10 protein-coding genes are annotated in these 26,774 nt (G+C 40.3%); 3 read left to right on the forward strand and 7 right to left on the reverse strand.

Going from position 1 to position 26,774, the window contains the following annotated elements:
• Positions 1–112: 112 nt before the first annotated feature.
• From D9603_RS13415 to D9603_RS13445, 7 genes are all read right to left on the reverse strand, one after another.
• On the reverse strand, positions 113–3,055 hold the full coding sequence (locus D9603_RS13415) for an amino acid adenylation domain-containing protein (protein WP_161972748.1): 2,943 nt from the start codon (positions 3,053–3,055) through the stop codon (positions 113–115).
• Positions 3,056–3,152: 97 nt separating this feature from the next.
• On the reverse strand, positions 3,153–10,730 hold the full coding sequence (locus D9603_RS13420; RefSeq protein ID WP_128731686.1) for a non-ribosomal peptide synthetase: 7,578 nt from the start codon (positions 10,728–10,730) through the stop codon (positions 3,153–3,155).
• A 2-nt stretch (positions 10,731–10,732) separates the two neighbouring features.
• The gene (locus tag D9603_RS13425; RefSeq protein ID WP_128731687.1) at positions 10,733–11,836 is read right to left on the reverse strand and encodes a condensation domain-containing protein; all 1,104 of its coding nucleotides are present in this window, start codon (positions 11,834–11,836) and stop codon (positions 10,733–10,735) included.
• A 22-nt stretch (positions 11,837–11,858) separates the two neighbouring features.
• Positions 11,859–12,878, reverse strand: coding sequence for a TauD/TfdA family dioxygenase (locus tag D9603_RS13430; protein ID WP_161972749.1), 1,020 nt, complete (start codon positions 12,876–12,878; stop codon positions 11,859–11,861).
• A 41-nt stretch (positions 12,879–12,919) separates the two neighbouring features.
• On the reverse strand, positions 12,920–20,974 hold the full coding sequence (locus D9603_RS13435) for a non-ribosomal peptide synthetase (protein ID WP_128731689.1): 8,055 nt from the start codon (positions 20,972–20,974) through the stop codon (positions 12,920–12,922).
• Positions 20,975–21,121: 147 nt separating this feature from the next.
• Complete coding sequence (gene astB, locus D9603_RS13440; protein ID WP_128731690.1) at positions 21,122–22,453, reverse strand: N-succinylarginine dihydrolase; 1,332 nt, start codon at positions 22,451–22,453, stop codon at positions 21,122–21,124.
• Between the two features lie 521 nt (positions 22,454–22,974).
• Entirely contained in the window at positions 22,975–25,074 is a 2,100-nt protein-coding gene (locus D9603_RS13445; RefSeq protein WP_128731691.1) for a winged helix-turn-helix domain-containing protein, read from the reverse strand.
• Between the two features lie 260 nt (positions 25,075–25,334).
• Here D9603_RS13445 and D9603_RS13450 point away from each other — a divergent pair, with 260 nt between their 5' ends.
• The 3 genes from D9603_RS13450 to D9603_RS13460 all read left to right on the forward strand — a co-directional run.
• On the forward strand, positions 25,335–25,526 hold the full coding sequence (locus D9603_RS13450) for a hypothetical protein (protein ID WP_128731692.1): 192 nt from the start codon (positions 25,335–25,337) through the stop codon (positions 25,524–25,526).
• A 23-nt stretch (positions 25,527–25,549) separates the two neighbouring features.
• Positions 25,550–26,314, forward strand: coding sequence for a 4'-phosphopantetheinyl transferase superfamily protein (locus tag D9603_RS13455; RefSeq protein ID WP_161972750.1), 765 nt, complete (start codon positions 25,550–25,552; stop codon positions 26,312–26,314).
• Positions 26,311–26,774 (forward strand): hypothetical protein (locus D9603_RS13460; protein WP_153188197.1); only part of this gene is annotated, 464 nt, incomplete at its 3' end. The genes D9603_RS13455 and D9603_RS13460, both read left to right, overlap by 4 nt.

Here is a 26,774-nt window from a genome sequence, read left to right on the forward strand (position 1 = left end):
GCATTTTCTTTTAGTTTTTTTTGCTTTAGTAGTGCTAGTAATTTTTTTTTTGTTGTTCGAAAGATTATTCATAATTGTTATACTTATTCTGCCTGTCCGATTACCAAACCTTTTAGCCTTCAGCCAAAAGCCTCTCCACTTCTTCTTCTGAAAGCATTTCTATTTCCGCTAGCAACTGCTCTGTTAGCTGTGCTTCATCAGCAGCCTGACGTTTCTGTCGCGTTTCAATCAAGTTGGCCAGTTTTGCAATAGTAGGCGCTTGAAAAACATCTTCAGAAGAAATTTCCAATTGTTGCTTTTTGGCACCTCCAACAATCTGTACTACTCGAATAGAATCTCCACCCAAGGAAAAAAAGTTATCGTTTATCCCTATTCGCTCAACCTTTAAGCTCTCTTGCCAAATACTCACCAACTGCGCTTCAAGGGGCGTATTAGGTTCTACATACGCAACGTTACTAAGCTTTGAATCTGCATGAGCCAACAGCTTTTGAATATCGACTTTACCGTTGGTGTTAAGCGAGAACGCATCTAAGGTTATCACTTTGTCGGGTATCATATAGTGTGGAAGAAATTCCTCTAATTGATACGGTAGCGTTTCCTCTAGATCCTGCTCTGGAGTCTCTAGAAAAGCACAAATCGACAATTTGGATAGTTGATTTTCTCGAGTAGTAACCAAGGTATTCTTACCGCTAACTTGACTAATAACGCGCTCAATCTCATCTAGCTCAATTCTATAGCCATTAATCTTAATTTGTCGATCATTACGTCCTAGAAATACTAACTCTGCACCTTGTTTCGTGCGATTTAACTTAGCAACGTCACCCGACTTATATAGTCGTTTATCCTCGCCAGCTATACGCACTGTCAAAAAGCGCTCACGCGTGAGTTGTTCTTTTTCAAAGTAGCCGGCAGCAAGTCCTGTACCACCAATATAAACTTCACCAGCAATACCATACGGTGCAACTCGCAGGGCGCTATCTAGCACATACATTTGCATATTGTCGATTGGCAGACCAATTGCAGCGTTGCCCTTACCACCACGCTCTAATCTAGCTACACAACAACCTACAGTTGCTTCTGTGGGGCCATATTCATTGAACACCTTGATATCTGGATTGTGTTGGAACAAAGGAGCCAAATCTTCATGCTGTAAGGATTCGCCACCAACAACCAAATGGGTTATACAAAGGCTTTCCAACTCCCCTGAGGCGAGCCAGCTGTTTACTAGCTTCAGGTGTGATGGGGTAATTTTAAGTAAGTTGATATTTTTGATATCAACCAGCGCACGTTTAAAATCATCAGTCTCATCGCCCTCAACCAGCTGAACGCTGCCACCAACAAGTAAAGGAGAAAACAGCGAGGTTACAGTCAGGTCGAAGCTTATGGCGGTATGAACTAAGCTGTTACCTTGATGAGATAAGTAATGCTTAGCTGCGTAAGATAAATAATTTGCGAGCCCTTGACGAGTTACTTCGACCCCTTTTGGTTCACCTGTAGAACCAGAAGTATAAAGTCGATATGCGATATCAGTGTTGTCAGTGATATCTTGCAGCAAGACCTCAGAACATTCACTAATACTTTGCCATGCCGAATCAATATCAAAGACCTTCGTGTCGTGACATACACTATCTAGCACCTCTACACAGGAGTGCTTCACAAACGTGCATTTGAGACCTGTCAGCAAACGCTCTAGACGTTTACCCTTTGTTTTAGGGTCAATGGCGCAATAGCTAACTCCTGAATATATAGATGCAAGGAGAAGTACTAGTAACTCATAGCTTCGAGGCAACATCACACCTATCGTGTCGCCACGTCCGTAGCCATGGGATGTTAGAAAGGCTATACATTTACCCACATCGGAGCCTAGCGTGGCATAATCATAACTAACCTCACCATTTGTTACAGCGATATCTTTTGCATATGCAGCAAAAGAGTCAGAAAACAGACTCGTCAAGTTAGGTGTGGTAGATGGTGTAGGATTAAGCTGTGACAGTAAGCTTTGCTCTTTTTCAGCATCTAAAAGCTGAGTCGCCAACAGTGCCTTATCGTCATCTTGATGAGACAACGCACATAAGAGCATATTAGCTAAGTCTTCAATCTGTTCTGTCGTGTATTGATCTTCTGCATAATCAAACTTGGCCACTCTTTTGCCATTTTCAAAACAAAGCAACTTTAGCACAATGCCTTGATAAGTATGGCAACAGTCTAGATCTACAATAACGAACTCAGCCCCTTCAGAAGCCTGCACATTGTGAATTTGTATCTCTTGAAAAGCAAATGCCATAGAACTACTGATCGCTTCAGGTGCATATAATTGATACGCGCTGTTCGCCTTGAGCTTATCGGCGAGTTGCAACGCAACATCTTTTACAGATTCAGTTTCACCTATGGTTAGCTGTAGAGGTAGCGCTCGCGCATACAAGCCCACTGCATCTCGAAGCTCTGGGTTCACACGACCGTCTAGTACCACATTGATAGATAATGGGTTGTTCCCCGAGTACTGAGCCAATACACCAGCCCACTGCGCTAGAACAATATTACTTTCGACTGAATCAGGTAATCCAACTTCATAATTACCACGCTCAGAAGGTGCTTGAATATCCTCGACTTCATTTTCATGATATGACCAAAATTCGGTAGCTTGATTGTCTTGTTCAATCATTTCTTGCTGCCAAAGTCCATAATCAATATATTCTGTTGAAGCCAATGAGGGAGCTTTACCACTGTACCGAGAAACTAATTGCTTAAAGATATTCTGTAAACTCTGGCTATCTGTAAACAATACTGGCACACGGATAGCTAGCTGATGTTTATCAATCGCGAGTGCTGTTAGTGTCGCATGAACGCCGTAGCTTCCACTTGTAGGCATTTGATTATCATCACCTTCTGGCGTCTCCTGCCATATTAATTTAGGTGATACGACACTCTGTCTTGGCTGATGATACAGCTCATCATGTACCAGCTCCATACGCAGTGATTCATGTTCATTAATCACCTCATGTAAGCTGTCTCTAAGCCGCTGTCTATCAATAATACCATTGATGATTATTGACACTGAATTATACTTTTCAGTTACAACCTCCGGGCGTTGAGCCCAGAGGTTGCGTTGCTGAATTGTCATTGCATAACAATTTTCGTTCAAAATATTACCCTTAGCTTTCAAATGTGATTAGGTTGCCCATTGATACAAGAAGCTTTCTGTCACCTTTATACGGGTTTCGCCCATGAGCCATCATGACATTATCGACTAATAAAGCATCGCCGTCCTGCCAAGCAAATGACGATTCAAGCTTTTTATATAGCGCTAATAAATCTGATACAAACCCATCTTCTATTTTGTCCCCATTACCAAAATAGCAGTTACGAGGATATTCACTTTCGCTGTAAACAGTCGCTATTGATTGCCTAGTATTGTCATCCAAACAAGAAAAGTGCCAATGCTGGATTTGAGCTACCCAATAACATTTATTTTCTTGGTCTGTTACAAAAGCAGGTCTTACCGCATAAGTCCGCAGCTTGTCTTTCTCTAGCCATTCAAAGCGGATGTTTTGCTCTTTACATTTTCTTTCAACAATTGCTTTATCGGTTGTACAGAATACGCTCTCCCAACCTAAGCCTACATCATCAGTACGAGAATAATTTCGAACATACATCACACCATGCTGTTTAAACTTTTCAACAACCTCAACAGGTAAAGCTTGATAAACCGCATTCGTGTCTACCAGTGGCGTTTCTCCCCCCTCAAGGGCGGCGACTTGGCACCCAAACATAATTCGAGAAGGCCATGTGCTATTAAATGTATTTTCATTGTGCCACAACAAATGATGTTCGCTCGAGTACTGAACTGGAGTCTGTACAGTCGCGTGACCATCAACTGGATTGTGCTCGCCATTATCTTCAACTAAATCACTGATTAGCAGATTAGCTATGCTGGAGAAGTTTTCTACTGATCCAACATTGAAATTTCTAAATAGAATAGCACCATACCGTGAATAATAAGAATCTACAATAGCTTTATTGCTATTTATCCAATTCCTTAAGTTCACACCAGGCTGTGAAGCACTGATAGACATTGGCTCACTGATGTTGCTTGGGGGCGTTAATACAATCGCAGAACCGTTATTATCCGCCCCCCTGCGGCGCCCTGTTATCTTAAGTGTTGACTGTTTTTCTAGTAGTGCATTTTCTTGATTCTGCCGTTGTGTCGCAAGATTTTGTTGCAGAGAATTAATTAACTCACCTACTTTTACTGTATCTGCGCCTGCCGCAATCTGTCTTAATGCAGCTTCAAAGCTTGCCAATAGTTCATCAACTCGCTTTTCGCTTATCACATTCGCATTATAGACAAGCTTACCTTTTATCGTATCTGAATACTCTAATAGACCTAGTGTTAAATCAAGACGAGCTTTGGGCTCACCGATATCTAAAACTTCACAATACACGTTTTCTAATGCAATTTCGGTGTCTGGCGCTTGATCTAAAAATAGCTTGATCTGAAAAATCGGTGACTTTCTATTTGCTTGCGTTCCTCTTAGATGATTGACAACTTTTTCAAATGGCACCTCTTGATTACTCAACACATCTAAGGTGTTAGATTTAACCTGATCAAGAAATTCTGAGACCTTGCTGTCATGATCTACAGCATTTCTCAATGCCACCTGATTTACAAAGAAACCCATTGTATTCTCAAGTTGATAATGCTCACGATTTGCCACATCTGTCCCGATAACAATATCTTTTTCTCCAGTTAATGCTGCAAGCGCAAGATTGAATGCGGTTTGAAGCACCATAAATGGTGAAAAGTGTGTCTGATCATTAAATCGTCTTAGCTGTGACGTCAAATCAGCGCCTAACTCATACTGTTGGGAGCCTGTAATCACGTCACCGGCTTGCGGTACAGACTTATCACTCAGTGCTAGCATCGTGTTTGGCATATCTGCCAAATACTGTTGCCAAAAGCGTAGCTGTTGGAGCTCATCTTTACGCGTATCTCTTTGCCAAACGGCGTAGTCAATATAGCTTACAGAATCGCAGGTATCTGTAGTAGATTGCTCATTATGTCCTTGCTCATAGAAGCGACACAACTCACTGATGAACAGACGCGTTGTCCAACCATCAGTAATAATGTGATGGAAGTTAAGCACCAAAATAAACTTCTCTGGTGAGAGCTGTAATAAACGAGCCCGCCATAAAGGTGCAGCAGATAAGTTAAACTGGTAAGCTTCCTCTTCGGTAACTACTTTATTGATGGCATCCGGCTGTTCAAACTCCGGTAGGTGGTGCAGCGGCTCAATTGGTAATGCAACAGTTCCAATTGCAGCCAGTTTTTGATGAGGGATGCCTTTTTCTACATCCATCATAATCGCAGTGCGCAGTACCGCATGTTTTTCCACCACACAATTGATTGCTTGCTCAAGCTTCGCAGTATTGAGCGAGCCAGTTAAGGCAATAGCTGCAACATTATTATACCTAGTGTGATGGTTATCTATTTGATCTGCTAGCCATAAGCCTTGCTGAGCAAAAGAAAGCGGCCCCTCTGTTGCTGATGTATTACGGATTATTGCCTCTTGTTTATTCCCACCTGATGTATGCCTATCGATCAAGCTTGCCATCTGCTCTAATGAATCTGCTTCAAACAGATCTCGCAGTGAAAAGGTTACATCAAAGTGGGCCTTGATCCGTTTATACAGACTGGCCAATTTTAATGAGTGGCCTTTTAGTTTGAAAAACCCGTCTGTTTTGCTCACGTGTGAGACACCAAGAACGTCACACCACATTACCGATAGCTCTTGCTCTGTTTTAGACTTTGGTAGCTCGTATGTTTGCACCTCGTTTGCGACAGTAAACTGATTAGCTAACGCCTTTCTATCCACTTTACCACTTGGTGTTTTCGGAAGTTGCTCAAGTAGCTGAATATAATTAGGTACCATGTAATGCGGTAGCTGCTGCTTTAATATTGTTAGCAAACTTTGCGTATCAACACTTCCGCCATCAATTACCTGCACAAACGCTTCTAATGTGGTCATATCTCCTTTGCCACTAATCATAGCGACTGCTGCAGAGACATCAGCCTGTTGCTCAAGGATTGATTCAATTTCGCTCAGCTCAATCCTAAATCCACGAACTTTAACTTGAGTATCCTTTCGACCAAGATACTGCACACTTAAGTTATCTCGTTCACCGACCCAACGGCCCATGTCTCCTGTTTTGAATAATCGACCCCAAGGTGAGTCTATAAAGCTCTGGCTATTTAAATCATCACGAGCAATATAACCAGTTGAGAGGCCGGCACCACCAATATAAATTTCTCCCTGCGCGCCTTGTGGGCTTAATGAAAGGTTCTCATCAAGAATATACAAGTCTGTATTCAAGATAGGCTGGCCTAACGCAACAGACTCGTCACGACTAACTTTAGTGCAAGATGACCAAATAGTCGTTTCTGTTGGGCCGTACATATTCCAGGCATCACTCGTCACATCTAACAACCGACGCTTCAGTTGTGTTGGCATGCTTTCACCACCACAGAGCGCACGAATGCTGCTAGGGAGGTCAATACCGAAATTGAGCAATGCACTCCAAGTTGAAGGCGTCATTTGTAATACGCTGGGTTTGACATCAGAGATGGTGTTCGCCAATGACTCAATATTAGCTAACTGAGCGCTTGAGCCAATCACACAAGTTCCACCTGATACAATAGGCAAAAAGAGCTCAAGTAGCGCTATATCAAAGCTGTATGGTGTAATGGCAAGAATGGAGTCGTCACGGTTAAACCCAGGCTCTACTTGCATACTCATCAAGAAGTTTACAAAGCTTCCATGTGATATTTGAACCCCTTTAGGCTTTCCTGTACTACCCGATGTGTAAATTGCGTATGCCAGTTGCTCTTGCTCTAACTTTTTACTGGCAACAGCTCTACTGAGATGCTCAGTTTCGCTTATACGGCATACTGTGACCTCATCTCCATACTGGCTTGCCTGAACACTTAGCGTGTCACTACAAATCACTAAACGCATGTCGCTATTTTCAACGATATATCCCAATCGCTCAGCTGGATAGGTAGGATCTAAAGGAACAAACGCACCTCCCGCTTTGATGATCCCTAACATGGTGATCAATATATTCTCAGAGCGCTCCATCAAAATACCGACAAAGTCTCCTTGTACAAACTGAGAAGACTGGAGCAGCATATTTGCCACTTGGTTGCTTCGAGCATCTAGGGTTTCATAGCTAAATTCCATCCCTTCGCATTTGATCGCCGTTTTATGGCCAGATACCTGAACTTGCTGAGCAAATAAGTCTTTCACAGATGTAGCAGCTAAATCGCTTTTCTTACCTCTACTGTGACTTAAGATAGCGTTTTTATCCGCTTCACTTAGATATGAAATATCCTTTATTGGACTTAGCCACTGCGCTTGTAGCGATTCTAATAGGTATAGTAGTTGCTCACCAATTTTGTCAATTGTACTTCTGTTATATAAGTCCTGAGAATACTCGATTTGTAGTTCAAGCCCACCAGCATCCGTATTGGCAAAGTCAAAAGTTAAATCAAATTTGGCCGATATTTGTAATGGCTCTATCAGCTCGGCATCACACCCTGCAAAGTCAATATTATTATTTAGGTCAAGATAGTTAACTAATACTTGGAATAGGGGGTTTCTGCTAAGGTCTCTGTCAGGCTCAACGAGCTCTACAACCTTTTCAAAAGGCAGAGCTTGGTTGGACTGTACCTCTAGCATCTTCTCCTGTGTTGTTTCAAGAAAACGGCCAACCGAACTGTCTTGAGAAATACCTTTTAAATTAAATGCGACTGTATTTAAAAATAGTCCAACAGTATCTTGGATTTGAGATTGCTCTCGATTTGCAACCGGGATACCCAGACAAAAATCCGTTTGATTTGAATATCGTTGTAAAAGGAGATGAACCGCACTGATTAACATACTAAATACGGTTAATTGACGGCTATCACATAGAGATTTTAAGGAATCAAATTGTCCTTTGTCTAGATTGAAAAGTACTCGCTCCCCTTTACCTGACAGTACTTTAGGTCTTGGGTGATCTGTTAGCATTTCTAAGTTTTGATAGCCACTTAATTCCTTATTCCAAAACTTCACTTCATTAGCTAATGTCTTCTCGTTGATAAAGTCGCGCTGCCACTTCGCATAGTCAGTATATTGAATGGCAGGATGCACGACCTCCACATCTTTTTGTTGTACAAAATCTCTATAGCTAGACGTGATATCATCAAGAATAATATTCAGAGATAACCCATCTGCCACAATATGGTGCATACATAGTCCTAATACCCATTTATCTTCTGCAAAACGAACAAGTAATGCACGGATCAAGGGCAACTCACCAAGGTTAAATGGTTTTTCAACCCAGCTTTCTAATGTCGCTCTATAGCTTGATAGATCAGTAATATCAGCCTCTGTAGACATATCTAGCTGTTGTAATGGAAGCTGAATATGTGGCTCCACAATTTGGCAAAGTCGCTCGCCTAACTCACTAAACTTAGTTCGCAGCGAATCGTGTCTCGCTATTGTGTAAGCAATGGCTTTTTCCAAAGCCTTAGTATCAATCTGGCCACTAATCTTAACAAAGCCTGTCATATGGTACTTTGTACTTTCACCAATTTTATCAAGGAAGTACATTCGCTCTTGACCATAAGATAAAGGAATATCCTCTGTGCCGCTGAGCGGCTTAATCTCAGGCAACTGAGTTTGTTTACTCGTCGCTTTACCTTTTTTCTCATCAATAAGTGCGGCCATCGACGCTAAGCTTTCTGAATCATATATTTCTTTAATTGTCAGCTTAACTTCCAATGCGTCACGAATGTTTGCAATCATCCTCATTGCTTTGAGAGAGTTTCCATATAGCCCAAAAAAGCTACTATTGATACTCACCTTGTCTTGTGAAAAGACACTCTCCCATACCTTAGCTAATACAGCTTCTGTTTCTGTTGTTGGCGCAAGGTAGGGTCGACTTTCTTCCTTTTGATACTTATCTATTTCGCTTACCAAAGCTTTTCTATCCATTTTTCCACTCGGTGTCATCGGAAAGCTTTCAACCTGAAATAGTGCATTGGGTATCATATAGTCCGGCATTTTGCTTTTTAGCGTGTTCTTCAGCTGCTCTACATCTATTGTGGCAGCTTCAGCCGTGAAGAATGCCATAAGCTCAACACTATCTGCATCACCGTTCGATGGGTGTCCTATAACAACCGCCTCTGTAACTCCTGCAATAGCATGTACCTGCGATTCAATCTCACCAAGCTCAACGCGATAGCCCTGAACTTTCAACTGCGCATCGTTTCGGCCTGTGAAGTAGAATAAACCATCTATGTCGTAATACCCTCTGTCACCTGTACGATACAATCGCTTCCGTTGTGAGCCAATTTCACAGGTTACAAACTTAGCACGTGTTTCTTCATCACGGTTTATATAGCCTTTAGCAAGGCTCATCCCACCTAAATATAGCTCGCCAACAAAGCCTGGGGGCAAAGGGTTCATTTTTTCATCTAAGATATAAGCCTCCCTTCCCTGTAATGGCTGCCCGATTGAGATTGCGTTACTTTGGTCGCGACCAACTTCATGCGCCAGTGCCGTTACCGTTGCTTCCGTTGGGCCATAAGCATTTATTAATCTGACAGTGTTTTCAAATAGCTCGTTCCAACTATTCGCTTTGTCAGCTACCATCCGATCTCCACCGACGATCATGAGCCTTAAGCTACTTACCTTTTCAAGTGATGGTAAGTTTTGCCAATCATCAACCACATGATTCCAATATGCTGTAGGTATATTAACCACGCTCAACTGATACTGTGCAATCTTTTCAGCTAACTCAGCAGGACTCCAAACAACGGGTCCTCTAATACATAGTGTCGCTCCACTCGCCAACGCAACATAGATTTGTTCAATAGATGGATCAAAGTTTGCTGGTGCAAATAAGAGCGAACGATCAGCTCCGCTCATTTGATAGTACTCAATCATGGATAATGTATGTGCTATCACTGACTGATGTGGTATTAAAGTCCCTTTTGGGTTCCCTGTCGAGCCAGATGTATAAATCATATAGGCATCGTCATCTTGACAATATTCATGATTTTTATTGTATGCTATTGATTCACAGGGTTTATTAACCGTAATCAGCTGTAAGTTGTATTTCTCTAGCTGTTGCTGATCATCTGCTAAACAAATAACCTTGCTGACGTTTGAATCTTCAATCATGTATTTGATGCGTTCTTCTGGGTACTCAGTATCCAGTGGTAAATAGACTGCATTTGCTCTTGAAATCCCTAACATAGCAGCGATCAGTAAAAATGAACGCGGTGCAAAAACGGCAACTACTTCCCCTTTTTCTACCCCATTGTCATCTAACTTTTGCGCAATAGCATTCGCCCAATTACCCAATTCTTGATAGCTAAGCGTGTCCGAATCATGCTCTAGTGCCACTTTATCGGGGCATTGTTTGATTTGCTCTGCAACTAGTTGGTGGATCGCTTTGTTTACTGTATTGCCTGTCGATGTTTTAACTTTGGTATTATCTAGCACTGCTTCTTCTAACTCGAATATCGGTATATTGTGCAACCCATCAACTTGTGCTGATAACAAATAACGCATTTGGGTAATAAACGCATTGTTTATTTGATGGATTACTTGTTCAGTATAAGCATTACTGTCAAATCGCCAACATAGCTCGATATTATTGTCGATGTTTACTTCGGCATGCAAAGCTAGCTTGTGTAGAGAAGGAGCAGCTGGATATGTTTAGGGGTCCAACTTAACTCGCTGTTGGAACAAGTAAGTGTAGAGGCGCTGTTATAAAAAGCGAAACCGATATCTAACGATTCCGATGCTTCTTCTCTCCAACACTCAGGCCATTTATAAAAGTCTTGCCAACTTTGAATAGAAGTTAACTGCCTAGAAAGTTGCTTAACAAGTGGTAAAAATGATTTAAACTCAGTGATGTCCACACAAATTGGTATGTCTTTTTGAACTATACCCATGACACTTTGTAGCTGCTCATCATCTCTCCCTTCAACCCTGAATGAGACAGCTTGATTGGATTGCCCACTCATGCGTGAGACAATTAAAAGCCACATCGAGCAAAGCACGTCTTGAGCCCGCAAATCATGTTGTGAACAATACGCATTAAGCTGCTCTGTATACACACTAGGTAAGTTAACAACTTGACTGTGTTGGGTGTACGCACGCTCTGTTGTTGGCTCTTCAAGCGCAAAGCTAAAACGTGGGGAAAAGTCTTTGCAATAATTGCTCCAGAACTTGTTTCCTTCAAAAGCATCATCTGACATTTGAAGCTCATCTAACCATGCTGCATAGTCGATATACTGTAGAGGCTCCTCCAGTTCAGGACACCCTGATCCGTGTATAGCATCGTAGCAATAGGACCACTCTTTTAGCATAGTCATTACGGCTTGGTAGTCCATAGCCAGGGCATGACAGCAAAGAATGATATGATGCTTATTCTCGGCTTCTTTTACTAAAGAGATATATACTGTGCTGCTATTACCACTTTTTTGGAACTCTTCATTTTGTACTTTAGCAATCTCTGTTAGCGACGATTCACTCAATTCATGCTCGCTCCATTCGAGGTTTGCTCCCGCTAGCACTTGCAGTGGGTACTTCATCCCTGGAATAACAGTGTAATCTGTCTGAAAGATCTCATGCCTTTCCACGACAGTGCTTAAAGATTCTTTTAAAGCAGCAATATCTACACTACCTTTAAGCTCTACTACAATTTGTGCACCAGAGCGATCATGCTCAAGTATTTGAAAAAGATCCCTCTGCTGTGGTGAAGTCAGAAATCCATCAGACATAATTTTCTCCTAATTATTATTATTAAAATTCAGGTCTTGAATAAAGGTCAGCCATGGCTACACGTACTTTTCTTGGGCCTGTAAATGCCTCCCTTCCGTGAACAGAGAGCACATTATCAATAAGTAGTACATCCCCTTTTTGCCAATCAAACATTTTCTTTTCTTTTAAATATGCTTCTTTCAAGTGTCTCGCTACATCATCTGGGATCCTTGTACCGTCACCGTACAAGGTATCAAATGGTAACCCTTCTTCACCCACTTGACTTAACATGCTTTCAAGTACAAACGGTGGCAAATTTGCACGATGCCAGAAGGCAATGTGATTGAACCAACATTCTTCATTAGTCTGCGGGTGAATAATCGTGGCAGAGCGAGTTTGGCTAGTGAAGAGGCCGTCGTCTTCTTTCCATCGAAAGTCAATTTGATTCACACGGCAGTATTCTTCAACTTCACTTTTAGAACGTCCAGCGAAAGCATCTTTCCAATCATATGCCAAATACTTTCCATAATTTCGATGTAGTGTCCAGCCTACTTTTCTAAACTTATCTAATACATCTGGGTCTATATGTTGCAATATACGCTTGCTGCAACCTATTGGTGTAGCTCCCCCAGTGATCGGCTCTTCTTCACAGAAGAACCATACTTTTAATGCGAATGAAATTGACGCTGTATTTTCATTGTGTAACGCGATAGTTTCATCATCTGGGTACAATGTTGAAGTAAACACATTATTCGCGATCGTCTTTCTGGGTGAAGAACGTTCTACATATTCAATTAATTGATACTGTGAGTCTCGAACATATTCAACAAACTCCTTATCACCATAAACATCAAAGCCTCTAAACAATATTGCACCATGCTGCAAAAGTTTTTGATCAATAAAGCTTTGGTTCGTACGAGTCCAATCTTTAAGGCTAACGCCTGGAACCTGGGGGGTGATTAACAGTGCATAAGAGTCACCTTGAAACAGTTCAGTACAAGCCACTAGATCTAAACTAGAAATAGGAGCTTGACGACTTCTTGTTATTGTTCTTTTTGCCATTTTAGGGCTGCTTTTTAATTCAATCATATACAATTTCTCTACTAAATATTACTAGGTTCGCGTCTAGAAGTTCCTGTTCTAACGACTCGTTTTCGGCTTGTTGCTGAGCGCAGATTCCGTTTACGCTCATCTAGATTTTGCAAGACTTCTGTCACTGATGTATCAGGCTGGTCACATATCAGCTCTGCAAGATAATGAATATCATCCAGTAAGTTTGTAATCGCTACTCGAGAAAAGCGACGAACGTCGTAACAGAAATAAAGCTGTATATTATCTCGTGGTATTACTATCAGTGTTAATGCTGTCGGACTTTCACCATGATGTTCAATATCCTGAAGATCTATCAGCGTAGACTGTTCAAGTGTTTTATTATCAATTGGATAATTATTAACGTTCAACAGAATTTCAAATAACTGTGAGCTACTAAAGTTAGTCAATTTATATAGCCTATCTTGCTCAATATCTAAATGACCATTTTTACTGCTTTGCTCACTTTTTTGCTTCTGCAACAGGGAGTTTATTGTCTCACCTGCCTCTAATCGTTGCCTAACTGGCAGAGACTTTACAAATAGACCCGCCAACTGCTCAATCCCTTTAACTTCAGCAGGTCGGCCTGAGTATGTTTCGCCATACATGATATCCTTACTGCCGCTATGACTGGCAATGAGTAAAGTGTACAGGGTGTGCATAAAGTGATTAAGTGTTAACTTTTCCTTCGTCAAAAAGCGATGTATTTTTTCACTTTGAGAAGGTGAGAAATCTTTAGAAAAGTTTTCTTTTTCTTCAAGAGTTTCATCTAATTTAGGGTCATTGTACCTATCCGCGAGCAGTGTGGTTGCCGTAGAAATACCTTTCAGGTAATTAGACCAAAAACGCTCTGTTTCTTTCTCTTTAGATGTATTAGTAAGTTTAAACTCAACGTAATCTTCTAGCTTTGCAGCAACAGGTAACTCTTGTAACTCTCGACCAAGACGCTGCTCATATATAGTAAGCACTTCTTTGATAATGTTGGCCATCGACCAACCATCAAGAATACTATGGTGGAAGTTCCAGACAAATACAAATGATGAATCACTCATTTTGTATAAATGATATTGGCTCAATGGCGCATCTTCTAAATTGAACCCTTTTTGCCTTTGTGCATTTAATTCATTGGCAAGATAGGTAACTTTCGTAGACGCATCCAAGTGACTAAAGTCATACTCCGTCATTGAGAATTGCTGCTCTTCATATACAACCAGCAGTGGGTTTGCACAGTTTTTATAGACAAAACCCGACCTCAATATCTGATGTCTCTCAATTACCTGTTCCCAAGCTTCTGCCCAATATTGCGCATTTAGTTTCTTTGTAAAGTTAAACTTAACTTGTTCAAAGTATAAGCTCTTGTTCAAAGAGGATAGGCAATGGAATAAAATAGACTCTTGCGTTTCAGTAGTCGGCAATATATTGCTAATTTTTTTATTAGTGCTCAGTTTTAAATCATGAATTAGTGAATTAAATTTATGCTCCGGCAGTTCAATCAACGGGAAATCGCTCGGCGTATAAAAACACGTATCTTGATCTAGACAAACACGACTAAATTGCTGTAGCTGAGTGTGAATATCGTTTACCAACTGCCGAGCTGTTGTTTCACTCAGTGTTAGCTCATCATAAAGTAATTCAATACAAAGCTGACCATCTTGTACCTTTGAAAGCACCTCTATTGGGTATGCTCTCTTGTCGGCAGGATTTCTATCGCCTTCCTCAACAAGCTGTATTTTATTAAACGCATCACTTTGTTGCAGTGAATAATCCAGCTGACCAAGATAATTAAACAAAATTGGGGCTCGATGATTTTGTTGTATGTCATTAGCTAGATAGTTGATCACAGAGTAATTAAATCCTGCTTCAGGCACGTTTCTTAACCGTTCCTTCGTCTCAATTACCGTTTGCCCTAAAGCACTGGGATCAGAGATACGTAGACTGAATGGATAAATGCTTGTAAACCAGCCAATTGTTCGGCTTAAATCAATACGCTCATTGAGACTAGCGCGGCCATGCCCTTCTAAGTCAATCATAAAGTCAGAGCCACCGGACCATGAGTGTAATGCAATTCCAAGCGCACTCAGCAATATATCTTGCATCTCTGTATTGAAAGTATCCTTGGCTTTTTTGAGCAATGTATGCGTTTCTCTTTGTCCTAACTCAACCGTAACTTTCTTCTGCTCTTCATAGGTTGCTTGCATTTCGGAGCGAAACGGTAAAGCAGTGTAGTGCTTATCAATAATACCTTGCCAATATGGGATCTCTTTGGCAACCGAGTCTACGTCGCTGTAAGCATGTAATTCCGCAGCCCACTGAAAATAAGAAGTCGTATTTTTTCGCTCCGACACGACATTATTAACACGCTCTAAGATTGCATGGGAAAAGTCTTCAATTAGGATCCGCCATGAAACAGCATCGACAATCAAATGATGAATAGTAATAAAAATATAATCAGGAGTGTCTTGTGAACAAATATAACTTGCAGCAACAGTATTACCGGTCTCAATATTCAGACTACCTTGTAATTTAGCTTCAAGAAGTCTGGCCTCCTGAGCAGAACCTACCGTGTTATATTCTAAAGAAGCAAGCGCATTCTCATCAAGGTAGTGTTGAGCATCACCTGAAAATCCAGTTTTGAATATTCGATGTGCTTGTATCAGCTGTTTAAATGCGGCTTGATACACCTCTTTTGAGATCCCTTCTTTCACTTCTAGCCTTAGTGACTGTGTCCAACGAGAATGGTCAACCAAATCCAACGAGAAAAACCACTTTTGAATGGCAGTGAGTGGAGCACTACGAGATTCTGTTTCACATTCTATTAAGACCTCACTTTCCTTATCACCTACTACGGCTTGCATTTCAATCGTTGGGTGCTTGAAAATATCATTTGGTGTAAGTGATAAGCCAGCCAATTTAGCCTGAGAAGATAGTTGAATAGCTAAGATTGAATCACCACCCAAAGAGAAAAAGCTATCATTTTTTGAAATATTCTCTTTCGGCACGCTCAATAGTCTGGCCCAAATATCCAGTAACTCAAGCTCCAAAGGTGTGACAGGTACAGTATCAGATTGAACATCATTGCCATGATGATAAATAGGCTCAGGCAATGCTCTTTTATTTAACTTACCATTGGCAGTAAGTGGGAGATTATCGAGCATCATGATTGATGCAGGAACCATATAATCCGGTAGGTGCCTTTTCAAATGTGTAAATACACCTTTAGAATCAACCCCTTGATCTGCTACAACATAGCCAACAAGCTTTTTGCTTTCATCATGTGTCACGCACAAAACAGCGGCTTCTTTCACACCATCTAGCGCTTGAATACAGCCTTCAATCTCTCCTAATTCTATTCTAAAGCCACGCACTTTGACCTGATCGTCTGCACGAGACACATAACAAAGTTCGCCATCATGTCGCAAATACGCTAAATCTCCTGATTTGTATACTGGTAAACTTTGTTGACCAGGAAACTGATGATTAAAGAATCGCTCACTCGTTAGTGTTTCATTATTTAAGTAACCTTTGGCGACACAATCCCCTGTGAGGTACATCTCCCCGATCACCCCAAAAGGCTGTATTTGCATACTGTCATTACAGATGTAAATCCCTATATCACCCAAAGGCTGGCCGATTAAGTTACCTGTAGATTTTAATGCGGACGCTCCAATTTCTTTAAACGTAGAGTGGACGCAAGTTTCTGTAATGCCATACATGTTTACTAGTTTGGTTTGAGAGTTTGAGTTTGCTTCGAACCAAGGTTGTAATTTCTGTAGCTCTAATTTTTCTCCTCCAAAAACCACGTAACGGAGTTCATGATGATAACTTTCGAGTCCTTCAACAGCCATGAAAGGATAAAAAGCCGATGGCGTTTGAGAAAGTACAGTTACCCCATAGTGTTGCACTAAATTACGCATTGCAAAGGAGTCTCGAGCAATTTCAAGCGGCATCACTATTAATTTAGCTCCTGTAAACAAGGCTCCCCACATTTCCCACACTGAGACGTCAAAGCTATAAGAGTGGAATAAAGTCCATACATCCTGATCTGAAAAAGAGTAGAGTTCACAAGCTGAGTCAATAAGTCTCATGACATTATTATGCGTTACCATCACGCCTTTAGGCTTACCGGTAGAGCCAGATGTATAAATTACATAAGCTAATGCATTGTTCTCAATATCAACTTGTAAGTTTTGGCCACTATACTCTGCCAATTTTTGTGACTCAGCATCTGCATCAATAATGAATTTTTTACCATCAAATATCGTATGTTCGGTATTAGATTCACAAATCATAAAATCAACTTGAGCATCTAATAATATCCCCTCCAAACGAGACGAAGGATTAGTCGTATTGAGCGGGACATAAGCAGCTCCAGCTTTTAATACCGCAAGAATAGCAACAACGGTATTAATGTTTCTATCAATCAACAGCGCAATCTTATCTCCAGCTCGAATGCCCTGCGTTTGCAAGTGGCGAGCGAGCTGGTTCGCTCGCTTATTGAGCTCAAAATACGTGAGTTTATCGCCATTTGTTGACTCTACAGCAATTTGCTCTGCCCCTCTTTCTACTTGCGCTTCAAATAAAGACTGAATGGTATTTGATGCGTTATTGAAGCGTCGACGAGGAGCCAGCATAGCTGCCACTTTATGCTCCTGCGATTCACTGAGTATAGCGACTTTATCTAAGGTCTCATGCTGGTTTTGTATTACTGCAAATAGCAACTCTTTAATACTGTTGAGCATATTCTCAGCTGTCGCACGCTCAAACAAGGAAGTGTTATAGTTAATTTCTAACTTTATACTCTGATCGAACTCTGTTGCTTCTAACATTAAATCAAACTGAGCCGTCGACTTATCGCGTTGCACCGGGATCAGTCTTTCATTTTCACTCAAGGCAAGTGCGCCACTATTATTGAGCAGTATATCAAGTACTTCATAGTCTTTTGCATCGGTTGTTTGGTACACAAACATGGTTTGGAACAAGGGTGCAAAATTTTCAAGCCGAGTACTTAAGGTACTATTTACAATATGTTCAAACGGTACCTGGCTATTTGCCATTGCAGACAATAGATTTTGTTTTATATCTGTGAGTAGCTGTTGGAAAGTCAGATCTCGACTTAAACTGCTTCGAATAGGGAGAGGGTTAACAAAATACCCAATTGTTGAGTTAAAACAGCTAAGATGCCTACCCATACTTGGAGTGCCAACTACAATGTCATCTTGGCCTGTATATCTATATAGGAAAAGAAAATAAATAGATAGAAGCAGCTGGTTCATCGTAATGTTATTACTCACTGCAAACTGCTTAACAGCCTCTTTTTCATCGCTATTTAGCATCAACGAGGCCACTTCACCATCATAACAGTATGATTTAGGACGAACAAAGTCTGTAACTAGCTCTAGATTAGGGTTTACGTTACTTAACCTATCTTGCCAGAATTCGTGCTGCGTTTGATAGGGTTCAGAACGCTCCACTTTGCTTTGCCACAGTGTAAAGTCAACATACGAAAATGCGTTCGTTTGTTCATATTCCTCTACTGTATTGGCTGTATAAAAGCGCTTGAAGTCTTCGATTAAGATCATCATTGAGTGCATATCTGTCACAATGTGATGAAGTGTAATCGCTAAATAATTGTCTTCACTGGAACTGATTAGTTCAATTCTAATTAAAGGGCCACTCTCCAAATCAAAATGATACGAAGCGGCTTGCCGTAATGCGTCCTCTACTGCAACAGAGTTATTACAGTGTTTGTGCGTAAAATATTCACCGAGATCAGAAGAAATCTTTTGATTTAGGATGCCATCAGCAAATTGAAATTGCGTACGTAACGCCGCATGTTTGGCAATCACCTTATCCCAAGCACACTTTACCCGATCAATCTCCAAGCTTGATGACTCGAACTTAAAGGCATAGTGAATATTGTAGGCTGTTTGTAATGGCGTTCTTTGATGTAGCGACCACAAAGACCTTTGATTTGCGCTTGCAGGGTAAAGCTTACCTTCAATGATCTGTTGAGGTTCAATGGATTGCTCAGTTTTAACGTTATTTAATTTTAATAAAATGGTATCAATTAAGTCTTTGACCTTAGCAACTGCGAGTAATTCGGCAAGTGGCAAGGAGACGGAAAATGTTCTTTCTAATCTTGCTTGTAATTGCGACGCTCGCAGTGAATTCATCACTAATGACAATAAAGAACTATCATAACTCACGTTATCAATAGGCTGTTTAGTAACAGATGATATCTCAGCTTGTAAATATTCGAATAGTGTAGTGCGCTCTACAGCGTTAGCTTGTATCTGACGAGTTAATTCAAGATTATCTGCCAATTCACTTGGTGTATCCTTAAATGTTACACCATGATATTCTCCAAGATCTCCATTTAAGAATGACTCTTTTGTCGCTTGCCTTTTCACTTTGCCACTAGAGGTTTTTAAAAGCTTACCTTTGCGTACTAGCTTAATACTATAAATATCTAGCCCTATACGTGTACTGATAGCCTCACTGATTTTATGAATAACCGAGCCTAATTCTTCTTTGATATCTTTGCTTGGGCGTAACTCTTGCACAAGCACTAACTTTTCTGTTGCTTCATCTTCTATTGAAAATGCAGCAGCATTCCCAAGAGGCAACCCTTCTAGCGCTTGTTCTGCGACAAACTCTATATCTTGTGGGTAATAATTAGTTCCGTTGATAATGATGGTATCTTTTATTCTACCCGCGACATATATTTCACCATTATAGATAAAGCCTAAATCACCTGTTCTGAGGTATTTGGCATCACTCCCCTTTGGCTGTGCACCGAATGTCTTAGCAGTTTCTTCCTCTCGACCCCAATAACCTAGCGCCACACTACTACCACTGGCCCAGATTTCACCAATCTGATTATCTGGTAAAATTTCAAGTGTTGTGGGGTCTACAATGATTGCACTATGGTCTGTATATGTTTGACCACACCCCAAAAGAGTTGTCGAGTTTACTGCTGTTGCACCAGTATCCAAGGCCTTCGCAATTCCCGCACCAAGGGACTCGGTACAAAAGTGAGTTGTTATTGCACAATTAGCACGCAGTGGTGCACTTAAGAACACTGTGATTTCAGCCATTCCATAGCTAGGATAGTAAGCTTCTTTTGAAAAGCCTGCTAATTTAAACTTATCGTGAAACTTCTCAAAAGTCTTCGCCCTGATAGGCTCTCCAGCATTGAATGCGACTTGCCAACTGCTGAGGTCTAGCTGTGATACCTGCTCATCCGTAACATGCTTACAACAATGATCAAACGAGAAGTTTGGACCACCACATATCGTCCCTTTATATTTATCAATGGCGGACAACCACGAAAATGGGTTTCTGATAAAGTCAGAAGGAGACATAATAACTGACTGGGCACCAATATAAGCAGGTAGGAATAGCGTATTTACTAATCCTAAATCATGAAACAGAGGCAACCAATTTACAAAAACATCGTTTTCACTGCTATCACTCGCTGCAATTAATGCATCTAAGTTTGCCGCGATGTTTCCATAGGTAATGATTGCTCCCTTCGGGATCCCTGTAGAACCTGATGTATACTGTAGATATGAGATGTCGTCAGCATCAATTTGGGTGTCAATTTCTATCGCATCACCTTCTAACAATGCTTCAAACGTTACGATGTTACTGTGAAAATCATAGCTGCTACTGTCAAAGTAAGCTTTTGTATTTTCAAGATTATCACTTAATGTAACTATGATAGTTGAATTACAGTTATCAACAACAGCATCGATTCTGGAGTGCTTATCTTTCGCTCTTGCGGGATAGAGGGGGACTGATACCAAGCCAGCAAACATACATGCATACATCGAGATAATATATGCCGCTCCATTTGGAAGTAGAAGTGCAACTCTATCGCCTTTCTTTCCGTTATCTAAGAGCTGCTTAGCCATTACTCTCGCTTGATGTTCCAGCTCTTTAAAAGTAAGTTCTACTTCACCTTGCGCTTCGATAAACGTGAAAGCCACCTTATCAGGATAGTTTTGACTATTCTCAATCAACTTTAGTAGCACTTTGGGAAGTGGCTTATTTTGTTGTTCAATCAACTTCTTTTCCTCTTAACTCTATGACAATCTTAGTATTAAAGCGTAGGTTCTAATTCTTCTGTTACACTTTAAACACTACTCATTGATAAATAATGATTAATTAAATTTGTATGTGATATAGCACTCCCCAATGAGTGCCATATCTTTTTATATTTCGCTCTGCTGAAAAAAATAAAGCGAATTTAAATCTAAAATTTGCGACAGGTTATCCAATGCTTCACAGCTTTCTACATATAGATTAGGGTCAGCTAAATCTTCTACACGAAGCTGATCTCTATAGTATTTTTCAATCCACTGACGAAGCTGTGCATACAGTTCAGGTGTCAGGATAACCCCTGAATGCACCGCCGCGAGCTCTCTTTCTGTCAGCTGTACACGCAAACGTAAACAAGCTGGCCCACCTCCATTTAACATGCTTTGCCTAAGATCGACATAATGTATCGACTTCACAGGGTTATCAGAGGTGATAATGCTATCCAAAAATTGTTTAACTGTTGGTTCCATACTGCATTCAATCGGAGCGATTAATGCCATATGTTCACTATTTATAGAAATAAGCTGAGAATTAAACATATACGTTTTCAAAGCCAAGCCTAGGCTGATCACTTCTGAAGGTACGCAGATAGGGTAAAAGTTTGACCTACCCCCAAAATATTCGGCTATCTTTGTTGTCAATTCATCATGGTTTATATAAGCCATTTCATGATAGAGAAAAACATTTTTATTATTTACAGCAATAGTATCGTTGTGGAAAAAACCTTTTGACACAACTTCAGGGTTTTGCATTAGGTGGATGGTTGTATCTGAGTTTAACTGATGTAATCTCCGGATACTTTCATGCGCTTGACGCGACTGTCTACCTTCATTCTCCGCAACCGTTGCACATTGGTTATGAACGAATACGTTTAAACCAGCGTCACCATACTCATTGCAAAATCGCAGTTGGTTTGCAGCGCCTTCATCTTTAAATAACTCAGCAGGAGGCAATGCTGGATGGTGCACGAATTTATCACTATCTTTAAAAATCTTCTTTAGTGCTAACTCTGTACCTTCCACTTCTAAACTCCGATGAAACTTAGATGCAAGGTTAGCAGCCGTAATGTGTAGCTTACCATCATTCGTGTCAGAGCTGGGAGAAATTGTAGCGCTATTGGCAGCCCACATTGAGGACGATGAATAACATAGGCTGAGTAGTTGTGGCTCTATTTTGGAAACTTTATCAATGATATGGTGCTCACTTCCCGTAAAGCCACACCGTCTTAGCATGCTAATATCAGGCCTCAGCTGAGGCGGAAGTATCCCTTGTGTTAAACCACTATCCATCAACAACTTCATTTTTTCTAACCCTTGTAAGGCAGCTAACTTTGGGTTGGATATGCGTCCTTTGTTAAATTGTGAAGCGCGATTTCCTGATGATAAACCCGAAAAGTTGTGACTTGGGCCGACCAAGCCGTCAAAATTTACTTCTATTGTTTTCATTATTTTTCCTGTAAATAGTGAACTGATACAGCCTACTGTTCATTGTGTTTCCGACTTACTTAACCAAATGTTCTATCCGCAGATAGTGAAATTTTGTTAATAACATTGAAACCACCAAGGTTTCCTGGTCCGTGCACATAAAGCACAACTTTTCGTTTTGGTTACACTTAATACCTGCACTTTTGCTAACTATCGCCTCTTTGGTATCCAACCATAGCGCTAGAGGCGTTAAATTCACTTCCAATAGCCGAGTTATTGACCCATGAATTTTCCTCGGTATCCCTAAACTTGGTAAATAATTAAGGTGAGCGATAAAGCATTCAATTAGCTCATTCCTTACATAAACCTCAAGTCAGGTGCGAGATTTTATCTTTTTTGGCGTCAGCCTTAGTTTCTCAAATTTATTGCACATTAAATGAAAGTGCTATGATGCGTCACCATGTTGCGTGAACAACACATCTCACACGTGAGACATTCATCTATTTTGTTCAGCAATTAACAAAAGAGGAAAACCGTACATACTAGCGTAACCTTTCAGCCATCACGATGTCAGACTCAACCTCTGTCATATTATTTGTATAAATAACATATTTCCCATCAAATGAAACGCTAAATCCTTTATCGACTTCACCTTTGATATTAGCAAATTGCTCTAGCTCATCATTTTCAGTATCAAACCGAAAGACAATAAACCCGTCTTTGGTATTTTCTTTATAGTAAAGGTACTTTCCTAATATTTGAAACCCGCCAGTATTCAATAGATCAATATCGGGGATCACTAACTCTTCGTTACCGACATCGATAGCGGTTCGCCAGAGCCCTTTCGCTCTAAACTTACTAAAATAAAGATACTTCCCGTCATCACTTTCGATGCCATAATACCCTCCTTTATCTGTTACTTGCTCAACTTGATTGTCGCCTACCTTATATATCTGCCAATCCAATTTATGGTCGGAAGACAGGTAATACGAACGACCTTCTCGAGCTACATCACTGAATGCGTAATAAGGTTGGTATAACTCAGTCACTTCATGCTCGCCAGTTTTTGCATTCACTGAGTATATATCTTGTTCGAATAAAAATAAAACTTTTGAATCATCTGCTGACCAAACTAAGCCTGTTGGGCGCACTTCTTCAGGTAACTTACTCGTAGAAATCACCTTACCTTGCATATTAACAACAAACACTTGCGGTGAACCATTACGATTGGAGACGAACGCAAGTAACCCTGTCTTGTTGGCAAACCTAGGGCTATAGTCGTCCCTAGAAGTGTTGAGGGTTTTAAGTAGCGCAGTTGGCACATCCTTATTATGTGAGAAAACTTCTAAATCTCTCCCTTTTATCGATTCCACCATGAATAGCAGCTTGTTATCGTCAGCGAATATCTGTGGGTGCTTTATCGGAAAAGAAGCTCGATATGCAGAATGTTGTTTCGTAGTTAATAAATCAAAATAATCAAAGGAGTACTTGCTACTGGAAAACAGCGGATAGCCGGCTTCGGTTAGCGTAAAATATTTGATTAATCTATCTTTTTTAAATAAGTGCGTTATCTCTTGTTTGAGAGGATCTAAGCTATAAAAATCAGTGCTCTTCTTCCAATGCTCGTTGCGGAGAAAATATAACAGACCTAAGTCATATGAATAGTTTAAACGGTAATCTCCAAAGCCACTAACGATTGGATTAGTTACTTGTACTTTTCGTCCAGTATTTAGGTTTAACTGAAAGATTGCCGCGGGCTCAGTTAGGTATGGTTTTTCATTAAAGTAGATAAGTTCGATTTTCTTATCCCAAGCAAAATCCATAGCATGGCTGAATAGTTCACAAGTATAAACGCTTTCTTCACTCCAAGTACTTTCACGCAAGCCAGCTATATAGATTTCACAAAAATCCTCTCCTATTCTATGAAATATAATTTTATCACTGGAAAATGACCATGCTGGAGCCGTAAATTCAGAAACGTCTAAGATGCGATGTACAATTTCCCTAGAAGATGACAACGATATATTGATATCCCACCTTTTCTCATCAAGGTTGAAAGATAAGTAACTAATAAACTTCCCATCCGGTGAAGCCCTAGGTGTTTTCTCAGGCCCCTCTAAACTAGTGACCGGGTGCATACCTTGAAACTTTAACGGCTTCTCTACAACATGGTTCTCTTTAACAATGGATAAGGTATCTGCGCTATAAAACACCACCAAAATAACAACAAGTGCAAATATCAATACGACTGATACCTTGATCAGTTTGATATTATTCGTACTCGTTGCCGATGTATGACTCGTAGTTTCAGTTACCTCTTCTTTATTGCAGATCGAAACATATACCTGCTTGGGGATTCGGTAACCGCGCTTGGAGATAGTTTCAATATATATTGGAATACTCTGATCTTGAGAAAGCACCTTTCTTAGTTTTGCGATACAAGATGTCACCGCATGATCACTGACGACCATACCATCCCATACACTTTCTATTAGAGCATCCTTAGACATGATATTACCCTGATTTTTAGCCAGGCATACCAATAAGTCCATCGTTTTGGGCTCTAGTTTAAATGTCTCATCGTGGATCTGCACAACGAGATCATCAACAAAGACATCCCAATTCCCACACTTAATTTCCATCGCAAACAATACCTTTACCAGAAGATTTTGTTTCCTTTTTTCTCACCGCCTTAATGCCAGCAAGAAAAAAAGCTTTAAATTCAATACCGTGACAATTCCGCGAGATTATAAATAGCTATTCCCACGATTTAAAAGTAAGAACCAAAAACATTCCGAGAGTTTTAATCATCCTACCTTGAGTACCTTGAAATGGAGCTTTAGAGAGCGACCTGAAGCCTAGTTAAACAATTCAACTATGTTCCATTATTAAGGATTAACACATGAAAAACGTAACAAAAAAATTAGCAGTAATCTTAGCAACAACTCTACTTTCTTTTAATACATGTGCGAGTGAAGCTAACACAACAAACAACGACCAAGAATTACAAGCAGCTTTGCTTAGCGACTTATATACATTGGCATACTGTCGCATCGTTGATAAGTGCGAACCTTCAATTTCAAAAGACCAGTAGTTCTTTTGAATATGGAGATGCTTATGCAACAGTTACATTTTCACAACCGTAAAATATCAGAAAGCCATTGTATAAACAATGCCTTTATAGAAGCCACTGAGTCGTATACTTTACCACATTTAAAGGACATACAGCTTTATAAGTGCCAATTTAACAGTGATAACTTTAGCTCAATGCAGTTTGATGAATTAGGTATCGAGTTTCCTGAATCACTTCACTCAGCGGTAAAAAGTCGCCAAAGTGAATTTTTAGCAGGCCGTTTTTGTGCATCGCAAGCTGTAAAATCTCTAAACAGGAGTTGTAAGCAAATACCTATTGGAGAAAACAGACAACCAATTTGGCCTGAAGGACTTCTAGGCTCTATCTCTCATGTTGATACAAGTGCTATCTGTGCCGCAGCAATTGAAAGTGAGTACGAATACTTAGGAATCGATATAGAACACTGGATGAAAGAAGATATATCAAATGAAATCAGAGACTTAGTAATTTCACAAGAAGAGGAATTAGCCTTTAAACATAGTAATTTTAATGACTCCGATCTAGTGACATTACTATTTTCTGCTAAAGAGAGTTTATTTAAAGCTATCTATAAATATGTGGAAAAATACTTTGGCTTTGATGCGGCAAAGTTAGTCATGTTAGACACTGAAAAACACTTGCTAGAGCTGGAAATAGTTGAAGATTTATCCGATAAGATCCGAGCAGGTAGTAAATTTACTTGCCACTTTGTACTCCATGAAGAGAGTGTTTTTACCATAGTTTGCGGGAATTTAGACGTTAAGATATGAATAGTAAAAAAGAAGACTCTAATACTGAAATTATTATCAAACTACGAAAGAAAACAATAACAATGAACCAAGTATCGTCAATACAAAGCAACCATCAAGGCATACAGCTAGGTGTAATAGAAGATAAAATTGCAAATAAAATTATCCGACGTGATATTAGCATAGAGGCAATTAAGACACTTTTTCCGCTACAAAATGGGATCCTTGTAGGTAAAGGTGTTGCCTTAAATACAGCACAGAGAAACACCAAGCAGTGGCATCACATCAATCAGGAGATCATGCGCTTGATAAACTCATCAACACAGCAGACCTGTACTGTCTTAGGTGCCAATGCAACCGGAGAGTATAAGTTGATTTGCGGATATGAAAAACTCTTCAAATGGGTATTCAACAAAGGACGCTTAGCACCTTGTGAAGTGTATGTCGTAGAAAATAATATAATACCAATTAGTCTTAATAC

The organism is Pseudoalteromonas sp. PS5, from assembly GCF_004103255.1.
GTDB lineage: Bacteria > Pseudomonadota > Gammaproteobacteria > Enterobacterales > Alteromonadaceae > Pseudoalteromonas > Pseudoalteromonas peptidolytica.

Bases quoted from the DNA above. Each gene is read 5' to 3' on its own strand.
- D9603_RS13425 (WP_128731687.1), bottom strand. From the start codon at position 11,836: ATGTCTGATGGATTTCTGACTTCACCACAGCAGAGGGATCTTTTTCAA.
- D9603_RS13430 (WP_161972749.1), bottom strand. From the start codon at position 12,878: ATGGCAAAAAGAACAATAACAAGAAGTCGTCAAGCTCCTATTTCTAGT.
- astB (WP_128731690.1), bottom strand. From the start codon at position 22,453: ATGAAAACAATAGAAGTAAATTTTGACGGCTTGGTCGGCCCAAGTCAC.
- D9603_RS13445 (WP_128731691.1), bottom strand. From the start codon at position 25,074: ATGGAAATTAAGTGTGGGAATTGGGATGTCTTTGTTGATGATCTCGTT.
- D9603_RS13450 (WP_128731692.1), top strand. From the start codon at position 25,335: ATGAAAAACGTAACAAAAAAATTAGCAGTAATCTTAGCAACAACTCTA.
- D9603_RS13455 (WP_161972750.1), top strand. From the start codon at position 25,550: ATGCAACAGTTACATTTTCACAACCGTAAAATATCAGAAAGCCATTGT.